This is a genomic window from Spectribacter hydrogenoxidans, from assembly GCF_031846275.1.
In the GTDB taxonomy this organism is placed as follows: domain Bacteria; phylum Pseudomonadota; class Gammaproteobacteria; order Nevskiales; family Salinisphaeraceae; genus Spectribacter; species Spectribacter hydrogenoxidans.
The window spans coordinates 1-25,240 of sequence record NZ_JAVRIB010000023.1 but is presented as its reverse complement, the minus strand read 5'-3'; the positions used below and the strand labels follow the sequence as shown (position 1 = coordinate 25,240).

Sequence of the window (25,240 nt, the reverse complement as noted above, 5' to 3'; positions counted from 1 at the left end):
TCGTCGAATATCGCCTCGTGGTGGCAAAGCAAACGCCGGCGTCTTTAGCCAGGAACCTGCGAGCTTGAATTTCTGGTCGCAGGTTGCCTGACCCATCCTTGGGTCAGGCCTTCCGGGCTCACTAAGTTCGCGCCGCTTTGTTCCCGACGAATCGGGGACGCGGCACCCCGTCTTCAGTCGGCGAACATCTTCAGGATGCTGGAGAAATCGCGATCGGCGAAGCCGGCGTCGCCGTGCTTGTCGTAGAGCTGGCGGGCGAGGTCGCCCATGGGGGTGGCGGCGCCCAGCTTGCCGGCGGCATCCGCGGCCAGGCCCAGGTCCTTGTTCATCAGCTTCACCAGAAACCCGCCCTGGTAATCGTTCGACGCCGGAACGCCATCCATCACGCCGGGGAACGGGTTATAGGTGTCCAGCGACCAGTTGCGGCCGCTCGATGCCGCCATGATCTCGGTCAGGGCCTTGGGGTCCAGGCCGGCGGCGGCGCCCATGTTCAGAGCCTCGGCGGTACCGATCATGTGGATCGCCAGCAGCATGTTGTTGCAGATCTTGGCGATCTGGCCGGCCCCGGCCGGTCCGGCACGGAAGGCCGCCTTGCCCATCACTTCGAGAATCGGCCGGGCCTTGTCCACGGCCGCCTCGTCGCCGCCGCAGATGAAGGCCAGCTTGCCGGACTTGGCGGCGCCGACCCCACCGGAAACCGGGGCGTCGATCATGGCGATACCACGGCTCTTGGCGGTCTTGTGAACCTCCACGGCATCCTCGCTGGCGATGGTGGAGGAGTCGATCACCACCGTCGCCGGGTCGATCACATCCAGCAACTTGTCCTGATGGATGTAGAGATTCTTGACGATCTCGCCGGAGGGCAGCATGGAGACGACGAACTCGACGCCGGCAACCGCTTCGGCCGCGGTTGCAGCCTTGCTGGCCCCCTGCTCGACCAGCGCGTCTGCCAGGGCATCGGCGACGTCAAAAACCGTGACGTCGTGCCCGGCCCGGACCAGATTCGCGGCCATGGGACCACCCATGTTGCCAAGGCCGATGAAAGCGATATTGGCCATGTCGTCACTCCTCCTTTGTTCGCGGTTGACGCGCCGGGTGGCGCGGCACTGGAATCGTTATCGGGACGCCACCGCCGGCGGCGCCGTCAGATCAGCCAGCGGGTGGTCACCATCCCAGGACGGGGCGAAATGCGCCTTGACGGTGCTCGCGGGCACTTCCGCCACGCTCTTGAACGACCAGTCCGGCTGGCCATCCTTGTCGATTAGCAGGGCCCGCACCCCCTCGCGAAAATCCGGATGCCGGATACACTGGCGCGCCATCGCCAGTTCCCGCAGGAACACGTCGCGCAGGGAAAGCTGCGCGCCGTGACGAATCTGCTCGTGCACCAGATGGGCAGTGACCGGGCAGCCACCGTCCAGGGTCGCGGCCGCCTTGGCCAGCCACTTGTCCTCGTGCGAGGCCAGGCTGCGGATCGCCCCGACCAGCTCGGACAGGGTGTCGGCGTCGGTGACGTCGTTGATGCGGTCCAGATGACGGCGCACGTTCGAGGCCGGCGGTGCGCCGTCTTGCGCGTGGGCCAGCCGCCGCAGCAGGCGATCCACGGTGTGGGCGGGATCGCCCCAGTCCTCGGCCGACGCCAGTGCGGACAATACATCGTCCTTCGCCGCATGCGGCAGGTAGCGGTCGGCCAGACCCACGAACAGGGCGTCGCCCGCATTCATGTGGGCTCCGGTCAGCCCCAGGAACAGCCCCGAACGACCGGGCATGCGATTGAGAAACCAGGTGCCGCCCACGTCCGGAAACAGACCGATGGTGATCTCGGGCATGGCCAGACGGGCATTCTCGGTGACCACCCGGAAATGGCAGCCGGCCAGGATGCCGAGCCCGCCGCCCATGGCCACGCCGTTGCCCCAGCCGATGACCGGGGTATCAAGGGTATGCAGGGTGTAGTCGAGCCGGTATTCGGCCTCGAAGAAGTTGTCCGGATAGTCGGCGTCACCCTCGCCCTCGTCATGCAGCGACTTCATGCCGTGGTAGATCTGCACGATGTCGCCGCCGGCGCAGAAGGCCCGGTCGCCGGCGCCCTCGATGAAGATCGCCACCACGGCGTCGTCGGCATCCCACTCGACCAGCTTCGGCTGCAACTCACGGGCCATGGCCAGGCTAAGCGAGTTCAACGCCTTGGGGGCGTTCAGGGTGACTCGCTTGATGGTCTTGCCGCCGGCCGCGGGCAGGTCTTCGATTAGCAGGGGCGCTTCACTCATGCGTTCTTCCACTCGGCCTGACGCTTTTCCAGAAACGCCTTGACGCCCTCGGCCTGATCGGCGGTGTCGAACAGGTCGACGAAGGCCTCGCGTTCGCTGACCAGATTGAGCGCCGGCGGCTGGGTGCGCGCGCCCTGGATCAGGTGTTTGCAGGCGCGCACGGAGGAGGGCGACTGGCTAGCCACTTTTTCAGCCAGAGCTACGGCAGTGTCCAGCGCCTCGCCCTGGCCCACCGCCTGCTCGGCCAGGCCGATCTTCTCGGCGGTGGCGGCATCGACACGCTCCCCGCAGAGGATCATGCGCTTGGCCCAGCCTTCGCCCACCAGCCAGGGCAGGTTCTGGGTGCCGCCGGCGCAGGGCAGCAGGCCGACACCGGCCTCGGGCAGGGCCATCTGGGCATTCTCGGCAACGATCCGGATATCGCAGGCCAGCGCGCATTCCAGACCGCCACCCATGGCATAGCCGTTGACCGCGGCAATGGAGACGCCGTCGTAGGCCGAAAGCCGCTCGAACGCCCGGCCGAAGGCCTTGGCCATGGTGGCGGCCACGCCCTTGTCGCCGTCGGCGAACAGCTTGAGATCGGCCCCGGCGGAGAAGAACTTCTCGCCGCTGCCGGTAATCACCAGGGCGTAGTTGTCACGATCGGCGTCCAGCGCCTCGACCGCGTCGTGCAACTGATTCAGCGAATCCCGGGTCCAGGTGTTGGCCGGCGGGTTGTCGATGGTGAGCACGGCGACGTGGCCGCGTTTTTCGACGTTGATATTGCTCATTCCAGCCTCGGTGTCCGTTTTGGCAATTCGTGTTTGACCGCGAAGGACGCAAAAGGAAACTCCGGGCACCCCTGGGCTTCTTTGCGTCTTTTGCGCGCATTGCGGTTGGCGTTCTTCACTGCATCTGTTCGAGTACGCCGTCGGCAAACATGCGCCGGGAAATCACCAGGCGCATGATCTCGTTGGTGCCTTCCAGGATCTGGTGTACCCGCAGGTCGCGGATCATGCGCTCGAGCGGGTATTCGCGGATGTAGCCGTAGCCACCGTGCAACTGCAGGGCATCGTTGCAGATGTTGAAGCCGGCATCGGTGGCGAAGCGCTTGGCCATGGCGCAGTAGGCGGTGGCTTCCGGATCGCCGCGGTCGAGCTTGCTGGCGGCCAGGCGAATCATCTGCCGCGCGGCGACCAGATCGGTGGCCATGTCCGCAAACTTGAACTGCAGGGCCTGGAACTGGTTGAGCCGGTTGCCGAACTGGCTGCGCTCGGCCATGTAGTTGCGGGTGGTTTCCATCGCCGCCTGGGCGGTACCCACGGAACAGGTGGCGATGTTGATGCGACCGCCGTCCAGCCCCTTCATGGCGAACTTGAAGCCCTCGCCCTCCTCGCCCACGCGGTAGCGGGCCGGGATGCGGGCGTCGTCGAAGTTGATCGCGCGGGTCGGCTGACAGTTCCAGCCCAGCTTCTCTTCCTTCTTGCCGTAGGACACGCCATCGGCGTCGCCCGGCACCAGGAAACAGCTGATGCCGCCCGCCCCGTCACCGCCGGTGCGAGCCATCACCACCAGCGCCTCGGTATCGCCGGCCCCGGAAGAGAACACCTTGCCGCCGTTGAGCACGTAGTCGTCGCCGTCGCGCTTTGCCGTGGTCTTGAGCTTGGCCGCATCCGAACCGGCGCCGGCTTCGGTCAGGCAGTAGGAGGCCAGCTTGCGGCCCGAGGTGAGTTCCTCGCCCCACTCGCCCACCAGTTCCTCGTTGCCGAAGGCGGTAACCATCCAGGTAGCCATGTTGTGGATGGTCATGAAGGCGGTGGTGGAGGTGCAGCCGCCGGCCAGCGCCTCGAACACGATGGAGGAATCCAGCCGCGACAACCCCAGCCCCCCGGCTTCCTCCGGCGAATACAGCCCGCAGAAGCCGAGCTCGCCGGCTGCAGAAATCACATCCTTGGGGAAATGCGACTCGGCATCCCATTCCGCCGCGTTCGGGGCCAGCTCGCTGGCAGCGAAGGTGGCCGCTGCCTCGCGGTAGGCCCGCTGGTCTTCAGAGAGTTCAAAATCCACGACGCCGACTTACTTCATGTTGATGGTGAGGTTCGGGCCGCCCGCGGGGATGCCCGAATCGAACCAGCGAGAAATCACCGTCTTGGTTTCGGTGAAGAACCGGATCGACTGCTTGCCGTAGGCATGCAGGTCGCCGTAGAAGCTGCCCTTGGCGCCGGTGAACGAGAAGAACGGCACCGGCACCGGAATAGGCACGTTCACGCCCACCTGGCCGACCTCGATTTCGTGGGTGTACTTGCGGGCCGCTGCACCACTGGCGGTGAAAATCGAGGTGCCGTTGCCGTAGGGGTTGGCATTGATCATCGCGATCGCCTCGTCCAGCGACCCGGCCTCCACCGTGCACAGCACCGGGCCGAAGATTTCCTCGTCGTAGACGGTCATGCCGGGCTTGACGCCGGAGAACAACGTGGGGCCGACCCAGTTGCCGTCGGGATAACCCTCGACGGTGCACTCACGCCCGTCCAGTTCCAGTTTCGCGCCTTCCTTCTCGCCCTGGCCGATCAGATCACGGATGCGCTGGGCGGCACCGGCGTTGATCACCGCCCCGTAGCCGGCGCCCTCGTCATCCCAGCGGCCCGGGCGCACGGTTTCCATCGCGGCCTTGATCTCGGGCAGCCATTCGCGGGTTTCGCCCACCAGCACCGCCACGGAATTGGCCATGCAGCGCTGGCCGGCGGCACCCACTGCCGAGCCCACCAGATTGTTGATGGTCTGCTGCTTGTCGGCGTCGGGCAGGATCACCATGTGATTCTTGGCCCCGGCAAACGCCTGGCAACGCTTGAGATGATCGGTGGACGTGCGGTAGACGTGCTGGGCCACCGGCACCGAACCCACGAAGGACACCGCGCGGATGGTCGGGTGGGTGAGCAGCGTATCCACCTGTTCGCGACCGCCGTGGACCACCTGCAGCACGTCCGGCGGGAAGCCGGCTTCCAGGAACAGTTCGGCGAGCCGGTTCGGCGTCATCGGATCCTGTTCCGACGGCTTCAGCACGAAGGTGTTGCCGGTAACGATCGCCAGCGGGAAGAACCACAGCGGGATCATCGCCGGGAAGTTGAACGGGGTAATGCCCGCGCACACACCGATCGGATGGGTGATGGTGCGGGTGTCGATGCCGCCGGCAATATTCTCGGCCGAATCGGCCAGCATCAGCGCCGGGGCGTGGCAGGCCTGCTCCGCCACCTCGATGCCGCGCCAGACGTCGCCCTTGGCATCGGCAAAGGTCTTGCCCGTTTCCCGGGCGAGGATTTCACCCAACTCGTCGTGGTGCTCCTTGAGCAGCGCCTGGTAGCGGAACATCATCCGCGCGCGCTCCGACACCGGCACTTCCTTCCAGGTCTTGAATGCCTCGGCGGCGGATGAGATCGCCTGCTCCATCTCGTCCGGCGTGGTGTTCGGCGCCCGGGCGATCACGTCCTGGGTGGCGGGGTCGGTCACGTCGATCCAGTCGGCGCAGCCCGACTTGCGCCACTCACCGGCAATCAGATTGAGGACATCGGGGGTGTTTTGCATCGCCTGCGGATTGGTAGCCATCGCGGATTTCCTGTTGTTCAGTTCTATGGGGCAGCCGCCGTGCGGCCAGCCTTCTCGGGGCGCAACTCTAAAGTGTACCCGCTGACCGGTCCCACCTCGAACGGGTAGGGCCTGAGGACCCTCGGTTCCATTCCGCTAACGCAGCACCACGGTCCGGTTGCCGTTGACCATCACCCGGTCCTCCAGGTGATAGCGCAGGCCCCGAGCCAGCACGGTCTTCTCGATATCCTTGCCGCAGCGGGTGAGATCGATCACCGAATCCGCATGGGAAACGCGATTGACGTCCTGCTCGATGATCGGACCCTGATCCAGTTCCTCGGTGACATAGTGGCAGGTGGCGCCGATCAGCTTCACGCCACGCTGGTAGGCCTGGTCGTAGGGGCGCGCCCCCACGAAACTGGGCAGGAAACTGTGGTGGATGTTCAGCACCCGGCCCAGATACCGCCGGCACAGATCGGGCGGCAGGATCTGCATGAAGCGGGCCAGCACCATGGTGTCGCCCTGGTAATGCCGGAACAGACGCTCGATCTCGGCGAACCCCGCGGCCTTGTCGTCACGGCCGATGGGCACGTGGTGGAAGTCGATGCCGTGCCATTCCACCAGCCCGCGGGCATCCTCGTGGTTGGCGATCACGCAGGGGATGTCGATGTCCAGTTCCCGGCACTGCCAGCGCTCGAGCAGATCGTAGAGGCAATGCAACTGGCGGGAAGCCAGGATCACCACCCGGTTCTTCACCGCACTGTCGCTGATGCGCCAGTCCATGCCGAGTTCATCGGCAACCGGAACGAATCGCTCGCGCAAACCATCCGGCTCGATCCCCAGCGATCCCGCCCGCACCTCCACCCGCATGAAGAAGCGGTTGGTCTGCTCGTCGGCGTGCTGACTCGAGCGCAGGATCCATCCCCCCTGATCGGCCAGAAAACCGGCCACGCGGGCGACGATGCCCACCCGGTCCGGGCAGGAAAAACGCAAGGTGTAGAAACGGGTTCGTTGCATCGATGACATCAGCCGGCGAGTGAGAATCAGCGCTGACCCCAATACTAAGGCAGGCCCGGCGCCGGGGGCGATGCGGGCAGCGGCCCGCACTAGGTATTACACTCCCGCGGTCCGATGCGAACAGGAGCGAGAACCGATGACCGAAAGCAACCGCCAGTGGATTCTGCGCCAGCGCCCGGTGGGCGATGTCAGCGATGACGATCTGATCCTGGAGACCGGCGAGATGCCCCACGCCGACGACGGCGAAATCGTGGTGCGCACCCGCCTGCTGTCCATGGACCCGGCCAACCGCGCCTGGATGAACGAAACCCCCAGCTATATGGACCCGGTACCGCTCAACGGCCCGATGCTTGGCATGGCCCTGGGCGAGGTCACGGAAAGCCGTAGCGACCGGTTCAGCGTCGGCGACACGGTGATGGGCCTCGGCAGCTGGAGCGAATACTGCAAGCGCCCGGCCGCCGCCTTCCAGCCGGTGCCCACCCTGCCCGGCCTGTCGGAACAGGAAGTGTTCGGCATGCTGCTGGTGGTCGGTCCGACGGCCTATTTCGGGGTACATGACATCTGCGCGCCGAAACCGGGGGAAACCCTGGTGGTCTCCGGCGCCGCCGGGGCGGTGGGCTCCATCGCCGGGCAACTGGGCAAGGCCTGGGGCGCCCGCGTGGTCGGCATCGCCGGCGGTGCCGACAAGTGCCGCCGCGTCACCGAGGACTACGGCATGGACGCGGCCATTGACTACAAGGCCGAAAACGTCAACGCCCGGCTGGGCGAGCTGTGCCCGGACGGCATCGACTGCTACTTCGACAACGTCGGCGGCGACATTCTCGACGCGGTGCTCGGCCGCATGAACGACTTCGCCCGCGTGGCCCAGTGCGGGGCCATTTCCATGTACAACGCCGACAAGCCGGTGCCGGGGCCCTACAACTACATCAACATCGTCATGCGACGGATCAAGATCCAGGGCTTCATCGTGCTGGACCACATGGACCGCTACCCCGAGGCCTTCGAAGTGCTGGCCGGTCTGCGCAATGACGGCAAGCTGCACTGGGACTTCGACCTCGACGAAGGTCTGGACAACGCGCTCACTGCTTTCCGCAAACTCTACAGTGGCGACAACACCGGCAAGATGCTGCTCAAGGTCGCCGACTAATCGCGAATAACAAGGAGTCACACCCATGAGTCTGCCGGCCAAGATCGCCGACCGCCTGCGCCTGCCCGTGTTCGGCGCGCCCATGTTCATCGTGTCGAACCCCGAACTGGTGATCGCCCAGTGCCAGGCCGGGGTGGTCGGCAGTTTCCCCTCGCTCAACGCCCGTCCGGCGGATCAGCTCGAAGTGTGGCTCGAGCGCATCAAGACCGAACTGGCCGACTGGGACGCGGCCCACCCGGACACCCCTGCCGCCCCGTTCGGCGTCAACCTGATCGTACACAAGTCGAACGACCGGCTCGAGCACGACCTCGAGCTGTGCGTGAAGCACGAGGTTCCCATCGTGATCACCTCGCTCGGGGCGCAGAACGCGGTCAACGACGCCATCCACAGCTACGGCGGGATGGTGATGCACGACGTGATCAACCAGCGCTTCGCCCACAAGGCGATCGAGAAGGGGGCCGACGGCCTGATCGCCGTGTGCGCCGGGGCCGGCGGGCATGCCGGCACGCAATCGCCGTTCGCCTTCGTGCAGGAACTGCGCGAATGGTTCGACGGCCCGCTGGCCCTGTCCGGCTGCATCGCCAACGGCCGCTCGGTGGCCGCTGCCCGGGCCATGGGGGCCGATGTGGCCTACATGGGCTCGCCGTTCATCGCCACCGCCGAGGCCAACGCCCACGACCACTACAAGCAGATGGTGGTCGACAGCACCGCCGAGGATATCGTCTACACCAACTACTTCTCCGGGGTGCACGGCAACTATCTGAAATTCAGTGTGGAAAAAGCCGGCTACGACACCGCCAATTTGCCGGAAGCCGATCCCTCGAAGATGGACTTCGGTTCCAAGGACGGCGACAACGAGGGCCCGAAGGCCTGGAAGGACATCTGGAGCGCCGGTCAGGGCGTGGGCGGCGTGCACAAGGTGCAACCCACGGCCGATTTCGTGGTCCGGCTGCATCAGGAGTACGAGGCCGCGAAGGGCGCTATCTGACCCGCTGAACAATCCCGGGGGCAGGGCTAAAGTTCAGCGGCGCGCCGCCGTTAGCTTTATTACCACTGACCCCAAGGTGGCATTCGGCCCGCGTTTCCCCTTCGCGGGCCGGCAACCGGACCGGCGATTTACGCGAGTGTCGCCGGACCAACCGAGCGGGACGGCTTCCTCCCCCTGGCCGTCCCGCTCTCTTGTTTCAGTCGTGTTCGGCGACTTCCGCATCCAGATCGCAGCGCGCCGGCAACAGGGGCGCCAACGCCGGCCAGACGTTGTCGAGCATGCGCGGCTGGGCCGCGGCGGTGGGATGAATCCCGTCCGCCTGCATCAGCTCGTCATCCAGGGCCACCCCCTCGAGCAGGAACGGCACGAAGGCCACGTCAGCGGCGGCCACCGTCTGCTCGAAAGCGGCATCGAAGGCGCGGGTGTAGGCCGCCCCGTAGTTGGGCGGAATGCGAATACCCACCAGCAGCACGCGGGCCCCGGCGTCGCGCGAGGCTGCGATCATGGCTTCCAGATTGGCCTGCATCCGTTCGGGCGGCAGCCCCCGCAGCCCGTCGTTACCGCCCAGTTCCAGAATCACCAGATCCGGCTCGTGCCGATCCAGCAGCGGTGCCAGCCGCGCCCGCCCCCCAGCTGTTGTCTCGCCGCTGACCGAGGCATTATGAACAGGCAGCGCGTCGCAAACCCGCGCCACACGCGTATCCAGCAGCGACACCCAGCCCTGTTCCGATTCCAGGCCGTAACCGGCGCCCAGGCTGTCGCCCAGCACCAGGATGCCGTCGGCGGCGGCAAGCCCGGGCAGCCACCCGCACAGCAACAAGATCCAGATACGCATGAACAACACTCCGATGGTCGAGGCGCGCGGCGTTTCGCGCACCGTCCCCGGCCCCGACGGGCCCCTGATGTTACTCGACGCCATCGACCTGACCGTGGCCCGCGGTGAAACCGTGGCCGTGGGCGGCCCGTCGGGCAGCGGCAAGTCCACCCTGCTGGGACTGCTGGCCGGACTGGATGTGCCCAGCGCCGGCGACATCCGGCTGGCGGGCGAGGCCTTCAGCCACCTCGACGAGGACGCCCGGGCCGCCCGCCGCGGGGCCCTGTGCGGCTTCGTGTTCCAGTCATTCCATCTGGTGAGCGACCTCACCGCCCGGGAAAACGTCATGCTGCCGCTGGAACTGGCCGGCGCCGACCGGCCCGGCGACACCGCCGACCGCTGGCTGGAACGCGTGGGCCTGTCCCACCGCCGGCAGCATTTCCCGCCCACGCTGTCTGGCGGCGAACAGCAGCGCGTGGGGCTGGCCCGGGCGTTCGCCACCCGCCCGCAACTGCTGTTCGCGGACGAACCCACCGGCAGCCTCGACCACGCCAACCGTGACCGGGTGGCCGAACTGCTGTTCGACCTCAACCGCGAGGCCGGCACCGCCCTCCTGCTGGTCACCCACGACGACGACCTCGCCCACCACTGCCGGCGGGTCCTGCGGCTGGAGGCCGGGCAGCTGCAACATGGGTAGTCTGCGGCGCAGCTGGCGGGACGGCGCCTTCCGCATCCTGGCGCTATCCGTGGGTCTGGCCGCACTGGCCCTGGCCAGCGTGATCCTGCTGCGCGCGGAACTCGACCAGCGGGTGGACCAGCGCACCGCCGCCAGCCTGGGCGGCGCGCTGGTACTCGAAGGCAGCCGCGCACCCGATGATGGCCAGCGGCCGGCCGGAAATGCGCTCACCAGTTCGCTGGTGCTGGAATTCCCCACCGTGGTGGTGGCCGGCGACGACACACTGCTGGTTTCGGCCAAGGCAGTGGATGCCGACTACCCGCTGCGCGGCGAGCTGCAGGTGGCACCCGACCGCTTCGGCGCCGCCGGCCCACGCGATCACGGCCCGCGGCCGGGTCGCACCTGGGTGGCCGACGGCGTGATCGACCGCCTGGGCAAGGCCGTGGGCGACACGCTGACGCTGGGTGAGGCCGAGCTGACCATCACCGGCGTGATCCGCAGTGAACCCGATCAGGGCGCGGCCTTCTACAGCGTCAATCCGCGGGTGCTGATGCATGCCGACGACGTGGAAGCCAGCGGCGTGATCGGCCCGGGAAGCCGGCTGGATTACCGCCTGCTGGTGGACGGCCCGGCGACCGCCGTGGCCGTCCATCGCCGGCAACTGGAATCCGCCGGCCTGCGCCCGGACCAGTCGCTCGAAGGCGTGGACGACGCCCGTGTGCGCTCGTTCGGCCCGCTGCAGCAGTTGACCCTCTACGTCAGCGTGGGCGTGCTGCTGGTGGTGGTGCTGTGCGCGGCCGCGCTGACCATGGCCAGCGCTCAGCGGGCCGCCCGCCAGGCCCGTCTGGCCGCGCTGCTGCGTACCTTCGGCGCCCCGCGCCGGCGGGTGCTGCAACGGCTACTGACCGGCGAGGCCATCGCGCTGCTGCCCGCGGTGGCCGCGGGTCTGCTGCTGGGCGGCCTGGTCGTCCTGATCGCCCGTCAGGCCCTGGGCTGGCAGGGGCCGCTGGCCGCGGGGCCGGTCGACTGGCTGCTGATTGCCGCGCTGCCGCCCGGCCTGTGGCTGGTGTTCGGCGTCACCCAGGGCCTGGCACTGGCCCGAGCCCCGATCACCCGCCTGCTGCAACGCAGCGGCGGCGTCCAGCCGGTGGGCGTGAGCGGCCTGATCGCCGCCGTTACGCTTCTGGCGGTCGCCGCTGCCTGGCTGAGCGGCTCGCCCCGGGAACTGGCCTGGCTGATCGGACTGCTGCTGGTGCTGGCCATCGGCCTGCCGGCGGCGCTGTGGCCATTGCTCAAGGGGCTCGACTGGCTCAGCCCGCGGCTGCCGCTGGCCAGCCGACTGGCACTTCGCCGGCTCACCCGCCGGCCGGCCCTGGCCCTGCCGCTGCTGGCCGCACTGATGGCGGCGATGGCGGTACTGGCTCTGTCCGGCCACGTCGGCACCCGGCTGCTGGCCGACTGGCGGGCCAGCCTGCCCGAGCGGGCCCCCAACTACTTTCTGCTGAACGTATTCGACGCCGACCTGCCGGCCCTGGACGCCTGGCTGGCCGAGCATGACGCCCTGGCCAAGCCGCGCTACCCGGTCACCCGGGCCCGGCTCACCGAAATCAACGACCAGCCGGTGCGCCAGGCTGTGACAAAGGAATCGCGTCAGGCCGGCAATGCCCTCAATCGCGACCTGGTGCTCACCGAAACCGAACGCCTGCCGCCCAGCAACCAGGTCAGCACCGGCCGCTGGCACGGCGAAAGCGACACTGCCGGCGTGTCGGTGGAAACCGAACTCGCGCAGGGACTGGGCATTTCACTGGGCGACAACGTCACCTTCGTGGGCCCGTCCGGCGAACTCACCGCCACCGTGACCAGCCTGCGCGAGGTGAACTGGGAAAGTTTCGAGCCCAATTTCTACTTCATCTTCACCCCGGGCACGCTGCCCGCCGCCGATCTGTCCTGGCTGACCAGTTTCTGGCTGCCGCCGGGCGACGGCGCCCGGCTGGCCGAACTGCTCGGGCAGATGCCCCAGGCCACGCTGCTGGACGTCAACACCCTGCTGGACCGTGCCCAGGCCATCATCGACCAGGCCAGCCGTGCCAGCGCCCTGCTGGCCACGCTGCTGATGGCCGCCGCCCTGCTGGTGCTGGCCGCTGCCCTGATGAGCCTGCGCACGGTGCGGGACCGGGACAACGCCATGCTGCGGGTGCTGGGGGCGGACGCCGCGCTGCTGCGTCGCATCGCCTGGCAGGAAGCCCTGGCCTGGGGCGGGCTGGCCGCGATCGGCGCCAGTCTTCTGGTGACCGCCGCCCTGTGGCCCTTGGGTCATCTGCTGTTCGACGGGCGCCTGCCGTGGTCGGTCTGGCAGCTGCTGCCGGCGGTGGCCGCGCTGGGTATCGCGCTGGGCGGATTACGGCTGGGCCGCGGCGGGGACGACGGTCCGATGCGCCTGCTGGCCTCCTAGCAAGGTCATCCGCGCCGGTTTTTGCTAATCTTGCGCCCGCGAAAATGGTTCGGGGGAGCTATGGCCCGTTATCAATGCGATGATTGCGGCTTCGTCTACGACGAGGCCGAAGGCTGTGAGCGTGAGGGTTTCAAGCCGGGTACGCCCTGGTCCGAGATCCCCGACGACTGGCCCTGCCCCGATTGCGCCGTCCGGGAAAAACCGGACTTCATCCCTCTCGACGACTAGGAATCACGATGAAAAAGTGGCAGTGCATTGTCTGCGGCTGGGTCTACGACGAGGCCGAAGGGCTGCCCGACGAAGGCATCGAACCCGGCACCAAATGGGAAGACATCCCCGACGACTGGACCTGCCCGGATTGCGGCGCGCCCAAGGACGACTTCGAGATGATGGAGGTCGACTAACGTCGCCCTGAATGAGCAGTGTCCGCCTGGACAAGTGGTTGTGGGCAGCCCGGTTCTTCAAGACCCGCACCCAGGCCACCCATGCCGCCAACGGCGGCAAGGTGTCAGTCAACGGCGGCGGCGGCAAGGCCGGCCAGACCGTGCGGGTGGGTGATCGCCTGGAAATCCACAAGTCCGGTCAGCAGTTCCGCATCCAGATCACCGACCTGGCCGATCGTCGCGGCAGCGCCACCGCCGCCGAGGCTCTCTATCACGAGGATGAGGCCGACCGGGCCGCCCGCCTCGAAGCCCTCGCGGTGCGCCGGGCCGAGGCCCGCAGCCAGCCCCGACCCGACGGGCGGCCCGACCGCAAGGGGCGGCGGCAGTTGCGGGATATCAAGCATCGGGGTGGGTGAATCGTAGTGTTGTGGCGATTCGATCGCCCAAGCCCCAGCTGCCAACCACTTGTTGTAGCGCTAAGCGGGCACCCCCAACCATCTGATTGCTTAAGAATTTCGCCCTGAAGGGCGAGTGTCTTTTCTTTGCGTCGTCAAAGAAAAGTCACCAAAAGAAAAACGACCCGGACCGCTTGCCCCCGATCAGCGCGTCCGCGCTGACCGGGGATTCCCGCCCGACCACCGGGGCATGAAACGGGCCGTGCCGACAGGACGTCGTGTCCTGAACGGCACTAAACGGGCCATCCATGGCCCGTTTACCCGATGCCCCGGCGGTCGGGCGGCAAGCGCTAACGGGAGGGAGAAGCGACCCCACCCGGCCATGGCAACTCTTGATTCCCGTCGGGACGAGCCCTTTGGACAGGGATGTCCAAAGTGGCCTTGCGCGGCAGGGATGCCACGCCAACAACAAGTGCGCACTGCAGGGCGGCGAGGTCCCAGGCCCGAAGGGGCGCGCACAGGGCATCCTGCCTCGAACCCCGTTCGAGGCAGGACTCGCCCGCCGGAAGCGTTTCTTTGGTGACTTTCTTGTCGCACAAGAAAGTCACCCGGCCCGCTTGAGCGGGACGGAATCTTCTTCTTTAATTTGCTTCGGAAATTGAATCGGCGCCGCATTCATGCGGCCGTCCAGATTCGGCACCGTGACGACGCGTGCGCCGCTAAACCACCGGCAACCGCGAATCGGCCATGGCCCGGCCCGGCACCGGCGGCGACACGGTCAGTTCGGCGGACGCCGCGGCCAGCCGCTCCCCGGCCAGCCGCGCGCCGCGGATGTTGCCGGCCATTGGCCCCAGTTCCATTTCCGCCAGCCGGCCGGTCACGTACAGACCCGGCCGCCACTGCAGATCGGGTTGCGGGGCGGGGAAGCCGCAGGGGGTCAGCGGCGGGGCCAGTTCGCGGATCAGCTGGCTGATGAGCTGGCTGCCGGGCAGGCGGTCGGTAAAGCCGGTGGCGACAACCAGTTCGTCCGCCGGCACCGTGCGGCGATCGGCCAGCACCACGCCGCGGTCGTCCAGGCCCATGGCCGAACCCACATGCAAATGCAGCGCGCCGCGGCGGATGGCGCGCTGCAGGCCCGTGGCCACGTCGCGCGGCAGGGTGCCGGGGTGGCGGGCCACCTGGATGCGACGACGGCGCTGGCGCCAGTCGGCGGCGGCGAACGGCACCAGGCAACGCGGGCCGGCGTAGCAGGGATTGGCGTCAAAATCAGACCGGCGCAGCCGCCGGCGGGTGACCAGATTCACCGAACGGCCGCGGGCGATCAGACACAGGGCCAGCTGCCCGGCGGTGATGCCGCCGCCGATGATGGCCACATTGCCCTCACCGTCCCCGTCCGGCATGGCGAAATCGTGATCGAACACATGCGGCACGCCGGCGGCCCAGTCCGGCCGGTCGGGCGCGGGCGGCCCCGGGGCCAGCAGCACCCGCCGGCTCCACCACGAACGTTCCCGGCCCCAGACGCGATAGCCGCCGGCCTGGGGCTCGATGCGGGTCACCCGTTCGCGGGCGCGCAGGTGCGCGGGTTCGTCGGTGATCAGCTGGCGGCAGTGGGCGTCGAACAGGGCCAGCGCCGGGCGTTGATACGGATCGATGAAGGCCGGGCCATCCAGGCGGACGGTGTCGGCAAACCGCCGCAGGGCGTCGCTGCGCAAGCCCAGATGATGCGCCTGGGGCGAGCGCAGGTAGTCCATCCCGCAGGCCTCGGCCCGGCGCTGCCAGGCGGCCAGCGGGGCCGGGGCGTCATCGACGATCAGCAGGTCGTCATCGGCCACGCCCAGCCGGTGGCGCAGCACCCGGGATACATGGGTGCCGTGCACTCCGCCGCCGACAATCAGCCATTCCAGCACGGTCGGTCAGCCTCCCTTGCTCATCCCAGCGCCCGCAGCTGGCCGGCGGTGAGCTGCCAGCGCAGGGTGCCGGTGCCGCCCTCGGCGGGGCCGGGGAATTCGAGGCAGGCCGCGCCGGCCTTCTTCAGGGACAGGACGCGGTCGCGCTTGCGGGTCAGCCCCCAGGACACCCAGGCGGACAGGTCCGGCTCGTGGCCCACCAGAATCAGCGATTCGTCGGTGGGACGGCCGTGCAGCCAGGTGTCCAGCGCTTCCGGGCCGGCGCCGGGATTCAGCGCCGCCGATTCCACCAGCGGCGGCTCGCCCACGTAGGGCGCCAGCAGTTCGGCGGTCTGCTGGGCGCGCAGCAACAGGCTGCACACGATGGTGTCCACCGCCTGGCCTTCCAGGCAGGCACGCAGACCGGCCGCCGCCGCCCGGGTGCGCCGGCGGCCCTTGTCGGTCAACGGCCGTTCCTCGTCGGAAAGCCCCATGTCGTGTGCTTCCTCGCGGTCCAGTGCAATGCCGTGGCGAAAGGCGATGATGTCCATCGGATGGTCACCTCTAAACCATGAATGCGTCGGGGCGATGACAGCCCCGCCGCGGGGTTCGACACCCGCGAGCGGCCGCCAATTCGGCCCTGTCAGCAGCAATGCCGGAATATCAATCCGGCTTCCCATTGAAATCAGAAGCTTACCGCAGTGCAGCGCGCAGTGGGGCCAGCCGGACGGGTGCAATCGCCACTGCCACCGTAGCCTCGGACCGAATTTTTGTCCCGGTTCGCGCCGACCCCGCCAGCCGCCTGATTGCGTAACGATTCTCGACTTGTCCACACGGGATATCCACAGGTCATCCCCGGTCCGATACACTGGCTTTTCCACCGGAAGACACAATATGTAGTAACGAACAAGCAAAAACCGCCTGTTGACCACACCATCTAGTGGTGTATTGTTTGGCCATGCCCGACGTCACGGGCACCGGAACATCGAACCGCCAGCAGGGGTGAACGCACATGCAGACGCAATCCGAAGCCGTGACCGAGCGGCCGCAACAGCCTGTTGATACGCCGTCCAGCGCGGAACTGGCCGCCACGGCGCCGGGCTCCTACAAGGTGATCCGCCGCAACGGCAAGGTCACGCCGTTCGACCGCTCCAAGATCGAGGTGGCCCTGACCAAGGCGTTCCTGGACGTGGAGGGCCGCTCGGGCGCGGCCTCCAGCCGCATCCGCGACACCGTCAAGCAGTTGTCCGAACAGGTGGAACAGGGCGTGACCCGCAGCCTGCCCGGCGGCGGCGCGGTGCACATCGAGGACATCCAGGACTACGTGGAACTGGCGCTGATGCGCGGGGGCGAGCACAAGGTGGCCCGCTCCTACGTGCTGTACCGCGAGGAACGCGCCCGCGAACGCGCCGAGGCCGCGGCCAGGAGCGGCAAGACCGGCGCCACCGTGGCCAAGGGCGCCATCAACGTGGCGTTCAAGGACGGCACCACCCGGGCGCTGGACGAAGTCCGCCTGAAGAAGGTGATCGAGGAGGCCTGCCACGAGGTCAAGGGCGTGGACGCCGAGCGCCTGCTGGCCGACACCATCAAGAACGCCTACGACGGCATCAACGAGGACGAACTGGCCACCGCGCTGGTGCTGTCCGCCCGTCAGAGGTTGGAAGCCGAGCCCAACTACGGCCAGGTCGCCGCCCGCCTGCTGCTGGACAAGCTGCGTCACGAGGCGCTGACCTTCCTGGCCGACGGTCAGGTGGAGTACGCCACCCACACCGAGATGACCCAGCGCTACGCCGATTACTTCGCGGACTACGTGAAACGCGGCGCCGAGCTGGAACTGCTGGATTCCCGCCTGCTGGAATACGACCTGGAACGCCTGGGCAACGCCCTGATCGCCGACCGCGACCTGCAGTTCACCTATCTGGGCCTGCAGACGCTCTACGACCGCTACTTCATCCATTCCGAGGGCAACCGCTTCGAGCTGCCGCAGGCCTTCTTCATGCGGGTGGCCATGGGGCTGGCGATCAATGAAATCGAAAGAGAAGAGCGGGCGATCGAGTTCTACAAGCTGCTGTCCAGCTTCGATTTCATGAGCAGCACGCCCACCCTGTTCAACAGCGGCACCCTGCGGCCGCAGCTTTCCAGCTGTTATCTCACCAGCGTGGCCGACGACCTGGGCGGTATCTACGGCGCCATCCACGACAACGCCATGCTGAGCAAATTCGCCGGCGGCCTGGGCAACGACTGGACCCCGGTGCGCGCCATGGGCGCCCACATCAAGGGCACCAACGGCAAGTCCCAGGGTGTGGTGCCGTTCCTCAAGGTGGTCAACGACACCGCGGTGGCGGTCAACCAGGGCGGCAAGCGCAAGGGCGCGGTCTGCGCCTACCTGGAGACCTGGCACAAGGACATCGAGGAATTCCTGGAACTGCGCAAGAACACCGGCGACGACCGCCGCCGCTGCCACGACATGAACACCGCCAACTGGGTGCCGGACCTGTTCGTCAAGCGCGTGCTGGACGATGCCCAGTGGACGCTGTTCTCGCCCAACGACGTGCCCGACCTGCACGACCTGACGGGCAAGGCCTTCCAGGAGGCCTACGAACGCTACGAGGCCAAGGTGGACGCCGGCGAGATCAGGAACGCCAAGCGCGTGTCGGCCGTGGGCCTGTGGCGCAAGATGCTGTCGCAGCTGTTCGAGACCGGCCATCCCTGGTTCACGTTCAAGGACCCCTGCAACCTGCGCAGCCCGCAGCAGCACGTGGGCGTGGTGCACTCGTCCAACCTGTGCACCGAGATCACGCTCAACACCAGCCCGGGCAAGGAAATCGCGGTTTGCAACCTGGGGTCGATCAACCTGCCCCAGCATGTGGTCGACGGGGAACTGGACAGCGCCAAGCTGGAAGCCACCGTCAACACCGCCCTGCGCATGCTCGACAACGTGATCGAGTACAACTACTACAGCGTCAAGACCGCGCGTGACTCCAACCTGCGGCACCGCCCGGTGGGTCTGGGCCTGATGGGCTTCCAGGACGCCCTGTACAAGCTCAAGCTGCCCTACGAATCCGAGGAAGCGGTGACCTTCGCCGACCGCTCCATGGAGCAGATCAGCTACTACGCCATCAAGGCCTCCACTGATCTGGCCGAGGAACGCGGAGCGTATTCCAGCTTCAAGGGCAGCCTGTGGGACCAGGGCATCCTGCCGATCGACTCCATCCGCATCCTGCGCGACAACCGCGGGGCCGCCCCGAGCGGTGAACCATATCTGGACCAGGACGACTCCCACACGCTGGACTGGGAGGCCCTGCGCGTGCGCATCAAGACCGTGGGCATGCGCAACTCCAACTGCATGGCCATCGCGCCCACCGCGACCATCGCCAACATCACCGGCGTGAGCCAGTCGATCGAGCCGACCTACCAGAACCTGTACGTCAAATCGAACCTGTCCGGCGAGTTCACCGTCATCAACCCCTACCTGGTGGACGACCTCAAGGCCCTGGACCTGTGGGACGAGGTGATGGCCAACGACCTGAAGTACTACGACGGCTCGGTGCAGGCGGTGGACCGCATCCCGGACGACCTCAAGGTGCTGTACAAGTGCGCCTTCGAGATCGACCCCAAGTGGCTGGTGGAAGCCGGCAGCCGCCGCCAGAAATGGCTGGACCAAGCCCAGAGCCTGAACCTGTACATGGCCGAGCCGTCGGGCCGCAAGCTGGACGAGCTGTACAAGTTCGCCTGGCAGAAGGGCCTGAAGACCACCTACTACCTGCGCACCATGGGCGCCTCGCACACCGAGAAATCCACCATCACCGACCATCGCCTGAACGCGGTGGCCCACGGCGGTGGTCACGGCAGCGGCGGCCCGGCCACGGCCGGCGGTGGTGCCGGGGCAGCCGGCGCCACCGGTGGCAGCAACGGCATGTCCGCGGCCGCGCCCACCAACGGCAATGGCCACGCCAGCGGCAACGGCCACGCCGCGGCACCGCCCGCCCCGGCCCAGCCGACGGCACCACGCGCCTGCGCCATCGACGATCCCGATTGCGAGGCCTGTCAGTAGATAACGCCGTCTTCTTTCCCTCCCCTCTCCCCCGCGGCGGGGGAGAGGGTCAGGGAGAGGGGGACGAACAACCCCGGCAATCCACCACGAGACAACCCAAAGGCCCATGACCACCCACAACCCGATCGACTGGCACCGCGAAGTCGTCTACGCCACCGGCGACGACCTGCGCGAGGATCCCGGCCCGCTGCCCTCCCAGGCCAGCGACGCCAGGCGCCAGCAGCAGCAGCAACAACTGCGGACCCGCCGCACGCGGGCCCGGCGGGTCATGCACCTGAACCACGGCCGGCGCGGTTGAACCGCCACGGTCACAAGCCACACCGAATATTCACGAGGAGACTTCTGCACAACGTAGCGAGCGAAGGAAGGTTGGACGCCGCCGACGCGCAGGAAGCGCAGCGTACGAACCGGTACCTGAACATACCGAGCACCGCCGGCGGCCAGGATTCCAAGCGCAGTAGTTATGCAGCGGTCTCACAAGATCACGCCAAAGAGGATGACTCACATGCTGGAATGGAACGACAACCGCCCCACCGAACCCAACCAGCCGCGCGTGCATCCGCAGCAGCCCGCCGAGGTGCCCGACCCCCACGCGGTGGGCGACGGCGAACTGCGCGAACCCGCCACGGCCCGCGAGTCCGGCCACGAGCATGACGTGGTCACCGGCCTGGAACAGGTGGAAATGGGCGCCGACCGCGTGCAGGTGGACGACAAGGCCATCATCAACTGCCGCGCGGACGTCAACCAGCTGGTGCCGTTCAAGTACCAGTGGGCGTGGGAGAAATACCTGTCCGGCTGCGCCAACCACTGGATGCCGCAGGAAATCAACATGTCCGCCGACATCGCCATGTGGCAGGACCCGGACGCCCTGTCCGACGACGAGCGCCTCATCCTCAAGCGCGGTTTCGGCTTCTTCGCGTCATCCGAATCCCTGGTGGCCAACAACCTGGTGCTGGGCATCTACAAGCACCTGACCAACCCGGAATGCCGCCAGTACCTGCTGCGCCAGGCCTTCGAGGAGGCCGTCCACGGCCACTGCTTCCAGTACATCGTGGAAAGCCTGAACCTGGACGAGGGCGAGATCTTCAACATGTACCGCGAGTTGCCCAGCGTCCACAACAAGGCCGCCTGGGCCATGCAGTACACCCAGAGCCTGAACGACCCGGACTTCACCACCGGCACCCCGGAAAACGACCAGAAATTCCTGCGTGACCTGATCGCCTTCTACGTCATCTTCGAGGGCATCTTCTTCTACGCCGGCTTCGTGCAGTTCCTGTCATTCGGCCGCCGCAACAAGATGACCGGCACCGCCGAACAGGTGCAATACATCATGCGCGACGAATCGATGCACCTGAACTTCGGCATCGACGTCATCAACCAGATCAAGATCGAGAACCCTCACCTCTGGACCGCCAGCTTCCAGGAAGAGGCCCGGGCCATGATCGACGAGGCCATGCACCTGGAAATCGCCTACGCCCACGACTCCATGCCCCGCGGCGTGCTCGGCATGAACGCCAGCATGTTCGACGAATACATGAAGTTCATCGCCAACCGCCGCTGCAGCCAGATCGGCCTGGCCGAGCTCTACCCCGGTGCCGAGAACCCGTTCCCGTGGATGAGCGAGATGATGGATCTGAAGAAGGAGAAGAACTTCTTCGAGACTCGGGTGATTGAGTATCAGACGGGTGGGGCCCTTAGCTGGGACTAAGCCCTTGCGGTTCGAGTGGGATCCTCGAAAAAATGCGGCCAACCGAAGCAAGCACGGTGTCAGCTTCGAAACCCCTGCCGTGTCTTCGAGGACCCGCTCGTGCTCAGCTACCCGGATCGCATCGTTGGCGATCAGCAACGCTGGCAATCGATAGGTCTGGTCGACGGCATCGTTTTACTGTTGGTTGCCCACACCGTGATCGAGGCGGAGAATGACCATGTGTTCCGCATCATCTCCGCCCGCAAGGCGACACGGTATGAACGCGAGCAATATGAACAAGCCTGACAAGCCCCAGAATGAGCTGAGCCGGCTCTCGCAAATGTCGGATGACGAGATTGATACGTCCGATATCCCGGTAGTCCAAGACTGGCGCCGTGCAGAGCGAGGCCGTTTCTATCACTCCGACGCCACCGACAACCTGCCGCTTTATCTCGACAAGGACGTCCTCGAGTTCATAACCCAGCGAGCCCGCGACCGGGGCATCCAACCGCACGAACTCGCTAACGAAATGCTCAAGAAGGATATTGAAATGGTCCGCTCAGCGGAAGCCCAGTAATCCCTCGGGCAAGGCCATGCACCGGAAAGTAGCGTACGCCCAAGGCGCCCTAACCCGCGGCGTGCTGGACATAAACGCTAGCATGTTCGAAGGGAACAAGAACCAAGCCGGCTTGGTTGAGCTCTATCCGGTAATCGAGATCCCGTTCCCATGGATGAGTGAGATATTGGACTTGAGTAAGAAGCAATACTGCTTAAAAGCTCCGGCGATAAAGCATCGGGCCCGCAGTGGCAGTGCATCCAGCCGGGATTAAACCGGCATTCGCATGAAGACCTGGGTCCTGAATGGCGATGTGCTCGAGGTTGAGGAAGGTGACAAGCGCCTCTTGGCAGATGTGAATGACATCTACGCGGCAGTCGTAGAAGACCGCACCGCTTGGGCAGACCTGCCCTCAGGAAGGTGCGGGGATGCCGCGAAACTTAATTTTTCCCGCTTTCCAGTTGAATGGTTGATCGTCATCGCGCCTTGCACTACCACGGGCGGCCCACAAGTGACCTTCGAAGCCCAAACCCAGACGGGGAGCAGCTTCCCCGCCTCGGCAACTGCGCTCGCGTGTGGCCATGTCGTTCATGAGGGAACGTGGCACCCCGGCGCGCCAGGAAGCTCCGAAGATATCACCGCTCTTCTGGCAGAAGCCGGATGCCCGCCGGAAGGGGGCTACCCAGAGACGCTGAAAGCCATTCTGCACCTCAAGAAGATCGCTTTGCGCGGTGGCCCTGTTATCGACCGCCTCTCCGCGAATGCGCTAGACACGCTGATCTTCAAAAACGATGCAGGCAGACCAAAAGGCATCAAAGCAGCGCTCTATCCCTACCAACACGATGGTTGGCGATGGCTACGCCTCATCATACGAGAACATCTTGGGGGCGTGCTAGCTGATGAGATGGGCCTAGGCAAGACACTACAAGTGATTAGTGCATTGCGCGACCCGGGCGGCAACTCCGTTGTAGGTGGAGCCCTCGTAATCGCGCCTAGCTCCATACTTGAAAACTGGATCAGGGAGATCGAGAAATTCTGTCCAGATCTCCATACACTAAAGCACCAAGGGGCGCTGCGCACTGGCAGACCCATTGATCTAGAAGGATTTGACGTCGTAGTCGCCTCATATGACACAGTAATCCGTGACTTATCTCTACTCAAGATGATTGAGTGGCAAATTGTCATCCTTGATGAGGCGCAGAACATACGAAATCCTGACGCTTTGCGGACAAAGAGCGTGAAACAAATCCCGCGAAAAGTTGGCCTTGCCGTGACGGGAACGCCGATAGAGAACCGGCTAAGCGATCTATGGTCGATTATGGATTTCGCGGTCCCGGACTACCTCGGTAATCTAAAAAGCTTCGAGATGCGCTATGGAGAGAATATTGCTGGAGCAACAGCGCTCGAACCTCTTATTTCGCCGCTTATGCTACGCCGTCGCGTGGCCGATGTAGCCAAAGACCTGCCCGAGCGCATTGATATCGAAGAGGTATTAGAGATGAACACGACCGAGGCTACAGATTACGAGGCCGTGCGCGAGGCGGTCTTCGAAGAGTATGGAGCCAATGCAACATTGGTTTCTCTTGGAAAGCTACGGCAGTTCTGCGCGCACCCTGAGATCGTTGACAATGCGGCCGCTAAGCTCGGCACCGGATTTTCAAAGTTTGAACGACTCAAAGAACTTCTGGAGGAAATTTTCCTTCGGAATGAAAAAGTACTTGTTTTCACCTCTTACATAAAGATGGCAGACCGGATCGCTGTTATGGCAGCGGAAGAGTTTGGAGCAATGGCCGCGACACTCGATGGCCGGTTGCACATTGATGAGCGTCAGCCATTAATCGACCGCTTCTCGGCGCATTGCGGTCCGGCGGTTTTGATCCTTAATCCGCGTGCTGGAGGTTCCGGCCTCAACATTACCGCTGCGAATCATGTGGTTCACTACAATCCGGAATGGAATCCCGCTTTGGAAGACCAGGCGTCCGCGCGCGCACACAGACGCGGACAGGATCGCCCTGTCACTGTTCGAAGGTTAATTTACGCGGATACAGTTGAAGAGGTCATTGGCGAGCGCTTACAGCGCAAACGAGACATCGCGAATGCAGCAATAGTGGGAGTCGAAGGCAAGGAGGAGAACCATGCCGACATTATGGCTGCACTTTTGCGATCGCCGTTCTCTGCCAAAGCGAATTGAGCATGAGTGACCGTATAACGAAGGTTCTGAGCGCTAATGATACGGGGGAGACAGGAGGACATCAGGCCGGCCTGCTGATACCTCGAGAACAACGTATACTTTCTTTTTTCCCGCCACTTGATGCCCGTCGCCAAAATCCGCGCGCACATCTTCTTTTCGAAGACCAAGCAGGCACTTTTTGGGAGTTCGCATTTATCTACTACAACAACAGATTCTTCGGCGGTACTCGAAACGAGTATAGGCTGACACGGATGACGAAATATATCCGGGAAGCTAGGTTAATGGCGGGTGACGAAGTGACCATTCAGATTAATTCAAGCCAAGGCTACTCCATCTCTCACCGACGTAGAAATGAGCCGGTGTCAACCCGCGCGGATGCCGGGAGAACCATGCTCAAGCTCGGGTCGGGCTGGAAGGTTATTAATATTTGAGGAGAAACCATGTCCGACATCGAAAGCATCCCCGACCCTGGGCGGACAATGGAAGGCCTGCGAGATACAGGCTACAACTTTGAGACCGCTGTTGCCGACCTTCTCGACAACTCCATCGCTGCCGAAGCTAGCAAGATCGATATCTCGGTCATTCGTGACTTTCGCGGTTACATCCGCCTTTCCATCGCGGATGACGGCTGCGGCATGGACCACGATGGGCTCGTCCAAGCAATGCAGTATGGTTCCCCCGAACGACCGGACCCAGCGAGCCTTGGAAAGTTTGGCCTCGGCTTAAAGACTGCTTCGACCGCCTTCTGCCGGCGTCTGTCTCTGCTGTCGCGCCGCTCCAGCGACGTTTGCACACTCATGGCGACATGGGACCTTGACCATGTGATCGAGCAGAAGAAATGGTTGCTGCAGATGTCCGATGAGCCGGACAAAGAGGGGCTTCGGCATCTCGACGAAGTCGCGCCCGGGGCCTCAGGCACGGTCGTCTTATGGACCAAGGTAGACCGACTCACCCGCGACGACTATCAGAATCCCACCGGTTCGCCCGCGCGCAGAGCGCTGGAAAAACGTTGCAATGAGCTCAAAGAGCACATTGCCATGACCTACCAACGGTTCCTTGACAATTCGGACAATCGCGCCCGAAACATCGAGATAAAGCTGAACGGACAGACCGTTGAGCCATGGGACCCCTTTCAGATTGGCCTTTCAGAGCTGATTGCTGAAGAGTCGGTG

Annotated in this window: 23 protein-coding genes and 1 pseudogene; 15 read left to right on the top strand and 9 right to left on the bottom strand. The window is 65.2% G+C overall.

Annotation, left to right across the window (positions count from 1 at the left end; all coding sequences use genetic code 11):
- Positions 1 to 173 precede the first annotated feature (173 nt).
- From mmsB to purU, 6 genes are all read right to left on the bottom strand, one after another.
- The gene (mmsB, locus tag RM532_RS15050; protein ID WP_311654163.1) at positions 174 to 1,058 is read right to left on the bottom strand and encodes a 3-hydroxyisobutyrate dehydrogenase; all 885 of its coding nucleotides are present in this window, start codon (positions 1,056 to 1,058) and stop codon (positions 174 to 176) included.
- 57 nt (positions 1,059 to 1,115) lie between these two features.
- A complete protein-coding gene (locus RM532_RS15045; protein ID WP_311654162.1) occupies positions 1,116 to 2,264 on the bottom strand; it encodes an enoyl-CoA hydratase/isomerase family protein in 1,149 nt (382 codons plus the stop codon).
- Positions 2,261 to 3,034 (bottom strand): enoyl-CoA hydratase, encoded by a 774-nt coding sequence (locus RM532_RS15040; RefSeq protein WP_311654161.1) that lies wholly within the window; start codon positions 3,032 to 3,034, stop codon positions 2,261 to 2,263. Before RM532_RS15040 ends, RM532_RS15045 begins: the two co-directional genes overlap by 4 nt.
- 115 nt (positions 3,035 to 3,149) lie before the next feature.
- Positions 3,150 to 4,310, bottom strand: a complete 1,161-nt coding sequence (locus RM532_RS15035) for an acyl-CoA dehydrogenase family protein (RefSeq protein ID WP_311654160.1) — start codon at positions 4,308 to 4,310, stop codon at positions 3,150 to 3,152.
- 9 nt (positions 4,311 to 4,319) lie between these two features.
- Positions 4,320 to 5,843, bottom strand: a complete 1,524-nt coding sequence (locus RM532_RS15030; RefSeq protein WP_311654159.1) for a CoA-acylating methylmalonate-semialdehyde dehydrogenase — start codon at positions 5,841 to 5,843, stop codon at positions 4,320 to 4,322.
- Between the two features lie 135 nt (positions 5,844 to 5,978).
- Positions 5,979 to 6,839: a formyltetrahydrofolate deformylase gene (purU, locus tag RM532_RS15025; protein ID WP_311654158.1), complete on the bottom strand. Its 861-nt coding sequence runs from the start codon at positions 6,837 to 6,839 to the stop codon at positions 5,979 to 5,981.
- 136 nt (positions 6,840 to 6,975) lie between these two features.
- On the opposite strand from purU, the gene RM532_RS15020 reads away from it, so the two are divergent.
- On the top strand, positions 6,976 to 7,986 hold the full coding sequence (locus RM532_RS15020; RefSeq protein ID WP_311654157.1) for an NADP-dependent oxidoreductase: 1,011 nt from the start codon (positions 6,976 to 6,978) through the stop codon (positions 7,984 to 7,986).
- A gap of 25 nt (positions 7,987 to 8,011) precedes the next feature.
- A complete protein-coding gene (locus RM532_RS15015) occupies positions 8,012 to 8,974 on the top strand; it encodes an NAD(P)H-dependent flavin oxidoreductase (RefSeq protein ID WP_311654156.1) in 963 nt (320 codons plus the stop codon).
- 196 nt (positions 8,975 to 9,170) lie between these two features.
- On the opposite strand, the gene RM532_RS15010 is transcribed toward RM532_RS15015, so the two are convergent.
- The gene (locus RM532_RS15010) at positions 9,171 to 9,809 is read right to left on the bottom strand and encodes an arylesterase (protein ID WP_311654155.1); all 639 of its coding nucleotides are present in this window, start codon (positions 9,807 to 9,809) and stop codon (positions 9,171 to 9,173) included.
- Here RM532_RS15010 and RM532_RS15005 point away from each other — a divergent pair.
- The 5 genes from RM532_RS15005 to RM532_RS14985 are packed head-to-tail and all read left to right on the top strand — an operon-like array spanning position 9,808 to position 13,715.
- A complete protein-coding gene (locus RM532_RS15005) occupies positions 9,808 to 10,485 on the top strand; it encodes an ABC transporter ATP-binding protein (RefSeq protein WP_311654154.1) in 678 nt (225 codons plus the stop codon). The two genes, RM532_RS15010 and RM532_RS15005, sit on opposite strands and share 2 nt — an antisense overlap.
- Complete coding sequence (locus RM532_RS15000) at positions 10,478 to 12,916, top strand: ABC transporter permease (RefSeq protein WP_311654153.1); 2,439 nt, start codon at positions 10,478 to 10,480, stop codon at positions 12,914 to 12,916. The genes RM532_RS15005 and RM532_RS15000 overlap by 8 nt, the downstream gene beginning before the upstream one ends.
- A gap of 60 nt (positions 12,917 to 12,976) precedes the next feature.
- On the top strand, positions 12,977 to 13,144 hold the full coding sequence (locus tag RM532_RS14995; RefSeq protein WP_311654152.1) for a rubredoxin: 168 nt from the start codon (positions 12,977 to 12,979) through the stop codon (positions 13,142 to 13,144).
- An 8-nt stretch (positions 13,145 to 13,152) separates the two neighbouring features.
- Positions 13,153 to 13,320 carry a rubredoxin RubA gene (rubA, locus tag RM532_RS14990; RefSeq protein WP_311654151.1) on the top strand — a complete coding sequence of 56 codons (168 nt, stop codon included), beginning with the start codon at positions 13,153 to 13,155 and terminating at the stop codon, positions 13,318 to 13,320.
- Positions 13,321 to 13,331: 11 nt separating this feature from the next.
- Complete coding sequence (locus tag RM532_RS14985) at positions 13,332 to 13,715, top strand: RNA-binding S4 domain-containing protein (RefSeq protein ID WP_311654150.1); 384 nt, start codon at positions 13,332 to 13,334, stop codon at positions 13,713 to 13,715.
- A 698-nt stretch (positions 13,716 to 14,413) separates the two neighbouring features.
- Here the strand turns inward: RM532_RS14985 and RM532_RS14980 are convergent.
- Both RM532_RS14980 and RM532_RS14975 read right to left on the bottom strand, forming a co-directional pair.
- Positions 14,414 to 15,601 (bottom strand): FAD/NAD(P)-binding protein, encoded by a 1,188-nt coding sequence (locus RM532_RS14980; RefSeq protein ID WP_311654149.1) that lies wholly within the window; start codon positions 15,599 to 15,601, stop codon positions 14,414 to 14,416.
- A 20-nt stretch (positions 15,602 to 15,621) separates the two neighbouring features.
- A complete protein-coding gene (locus RM532_RS14975; RefSeq protein ID WP_311654148.1) occupies positions 15,622 to 16,131 on the bottom strand; it encodes a SixA phosphatase family protein in 510 nt (169 codons plus the stop codon).
- A 461-nt stretch (positions 16,132 to 16,592) separates the two neighbouring features.
- On the opposite strand from RM532_RS14975, the gene RM532_RS14970 reads away from it, so the two are divergent.
- The 8 genes and pseudogenes from RM532_RS14970 to RM532_RS14935 all read left to right on the top strand — a co-directional run.
- Entirely contained in the window at positions 16,593 to 19,634 is a 3,042-nt protein-coding gene (locus RM532_RS14970; RefSeq protein ID WP_311654147.1) for a ribonucleoside-diphosphate reductase subunit alpha, read from the top strand.
- A 106-nt stretch (positions 19,635 to 19,740) separates the two neighbouring features.
- The gene (locus RM532_RS14965) at positions 19,741 to 19,932 is read left to right on the top strand and encodes a hypothetical protein (RefSeq protein ID WP_311654146.1); all 192 of its coding nucleotides are present in this window, start codon (positions 19,741 to 19,743) and stop codon (positions 19,930 to 19,932) included.
- 198 nt (positions 19,933 to 20,130) lie between these two features.
- Positions 20,131 to 21,342, top strand: coding sequence for a ribonucleotide-diphosphate reductase subunit beta (locus RM532_RS14960; protein ID WP_423246906.1), 1,212 nt, complete (start codon positions 20,131 to 20,133; stop codon positions 21,340 to 21,342).
- Positions 21,343 to 21,346: 4 nt separating this feature from the next.
- Positions 21,347 to 21,627 (top strand): annotated as a pseudogene (locus RM532_RS14955) (BrnT family toxin).
- Entirely contained in the window at positions 21,614 to 21,898 is a 285-nt protein-coding gene (locus tag RM532_RS14950; protein ID WP_311654144.1) for a hypothetical protein, read from the top strand. The pseudogene RM532_RS14955 and the gene RM532_RS14950 overlap by 14 nt, the downstream one beginning before the upstream one ends.
- Before the next feature lie 265 nt (positions 21,899 to 22,163).
- Positions 22,164 to 24,068, top strand: a complete 1,905-nt coding sequence (locus RM532_RS14945) for a DEAD/DEAH box helicase (RefSeq protein ID WP_311654143.1) — start codon at positions 22,164 to 22,166, stop codon at positions 24,066 to 24,068.
- 2 nt (positions 24,069 to 24,070) lie between these two features.
- On the top strand, positions 24,071 to 24,499 hold the full coding sequence (locus RM532_RS14940) for an EcoRII N-terminal effector-binding domain-containing protein (RefSeq protein ID WP_311654142.1): 429 nt from the start codon (positions 24,071 to 24,073) through the stop codon (positions 24,497 to 24,499).
- A 9-nt stretch (positions 24,500 to 24,508) separates the two neighbouring features.
- Positions 24,509 to 25,240: ATP-binding protein (locus tag RM532_RS14935; RefSeq protein ID WP_311654141.1), on the top strand; the 732-nt coding region annotated here is incomplete at its 3' end.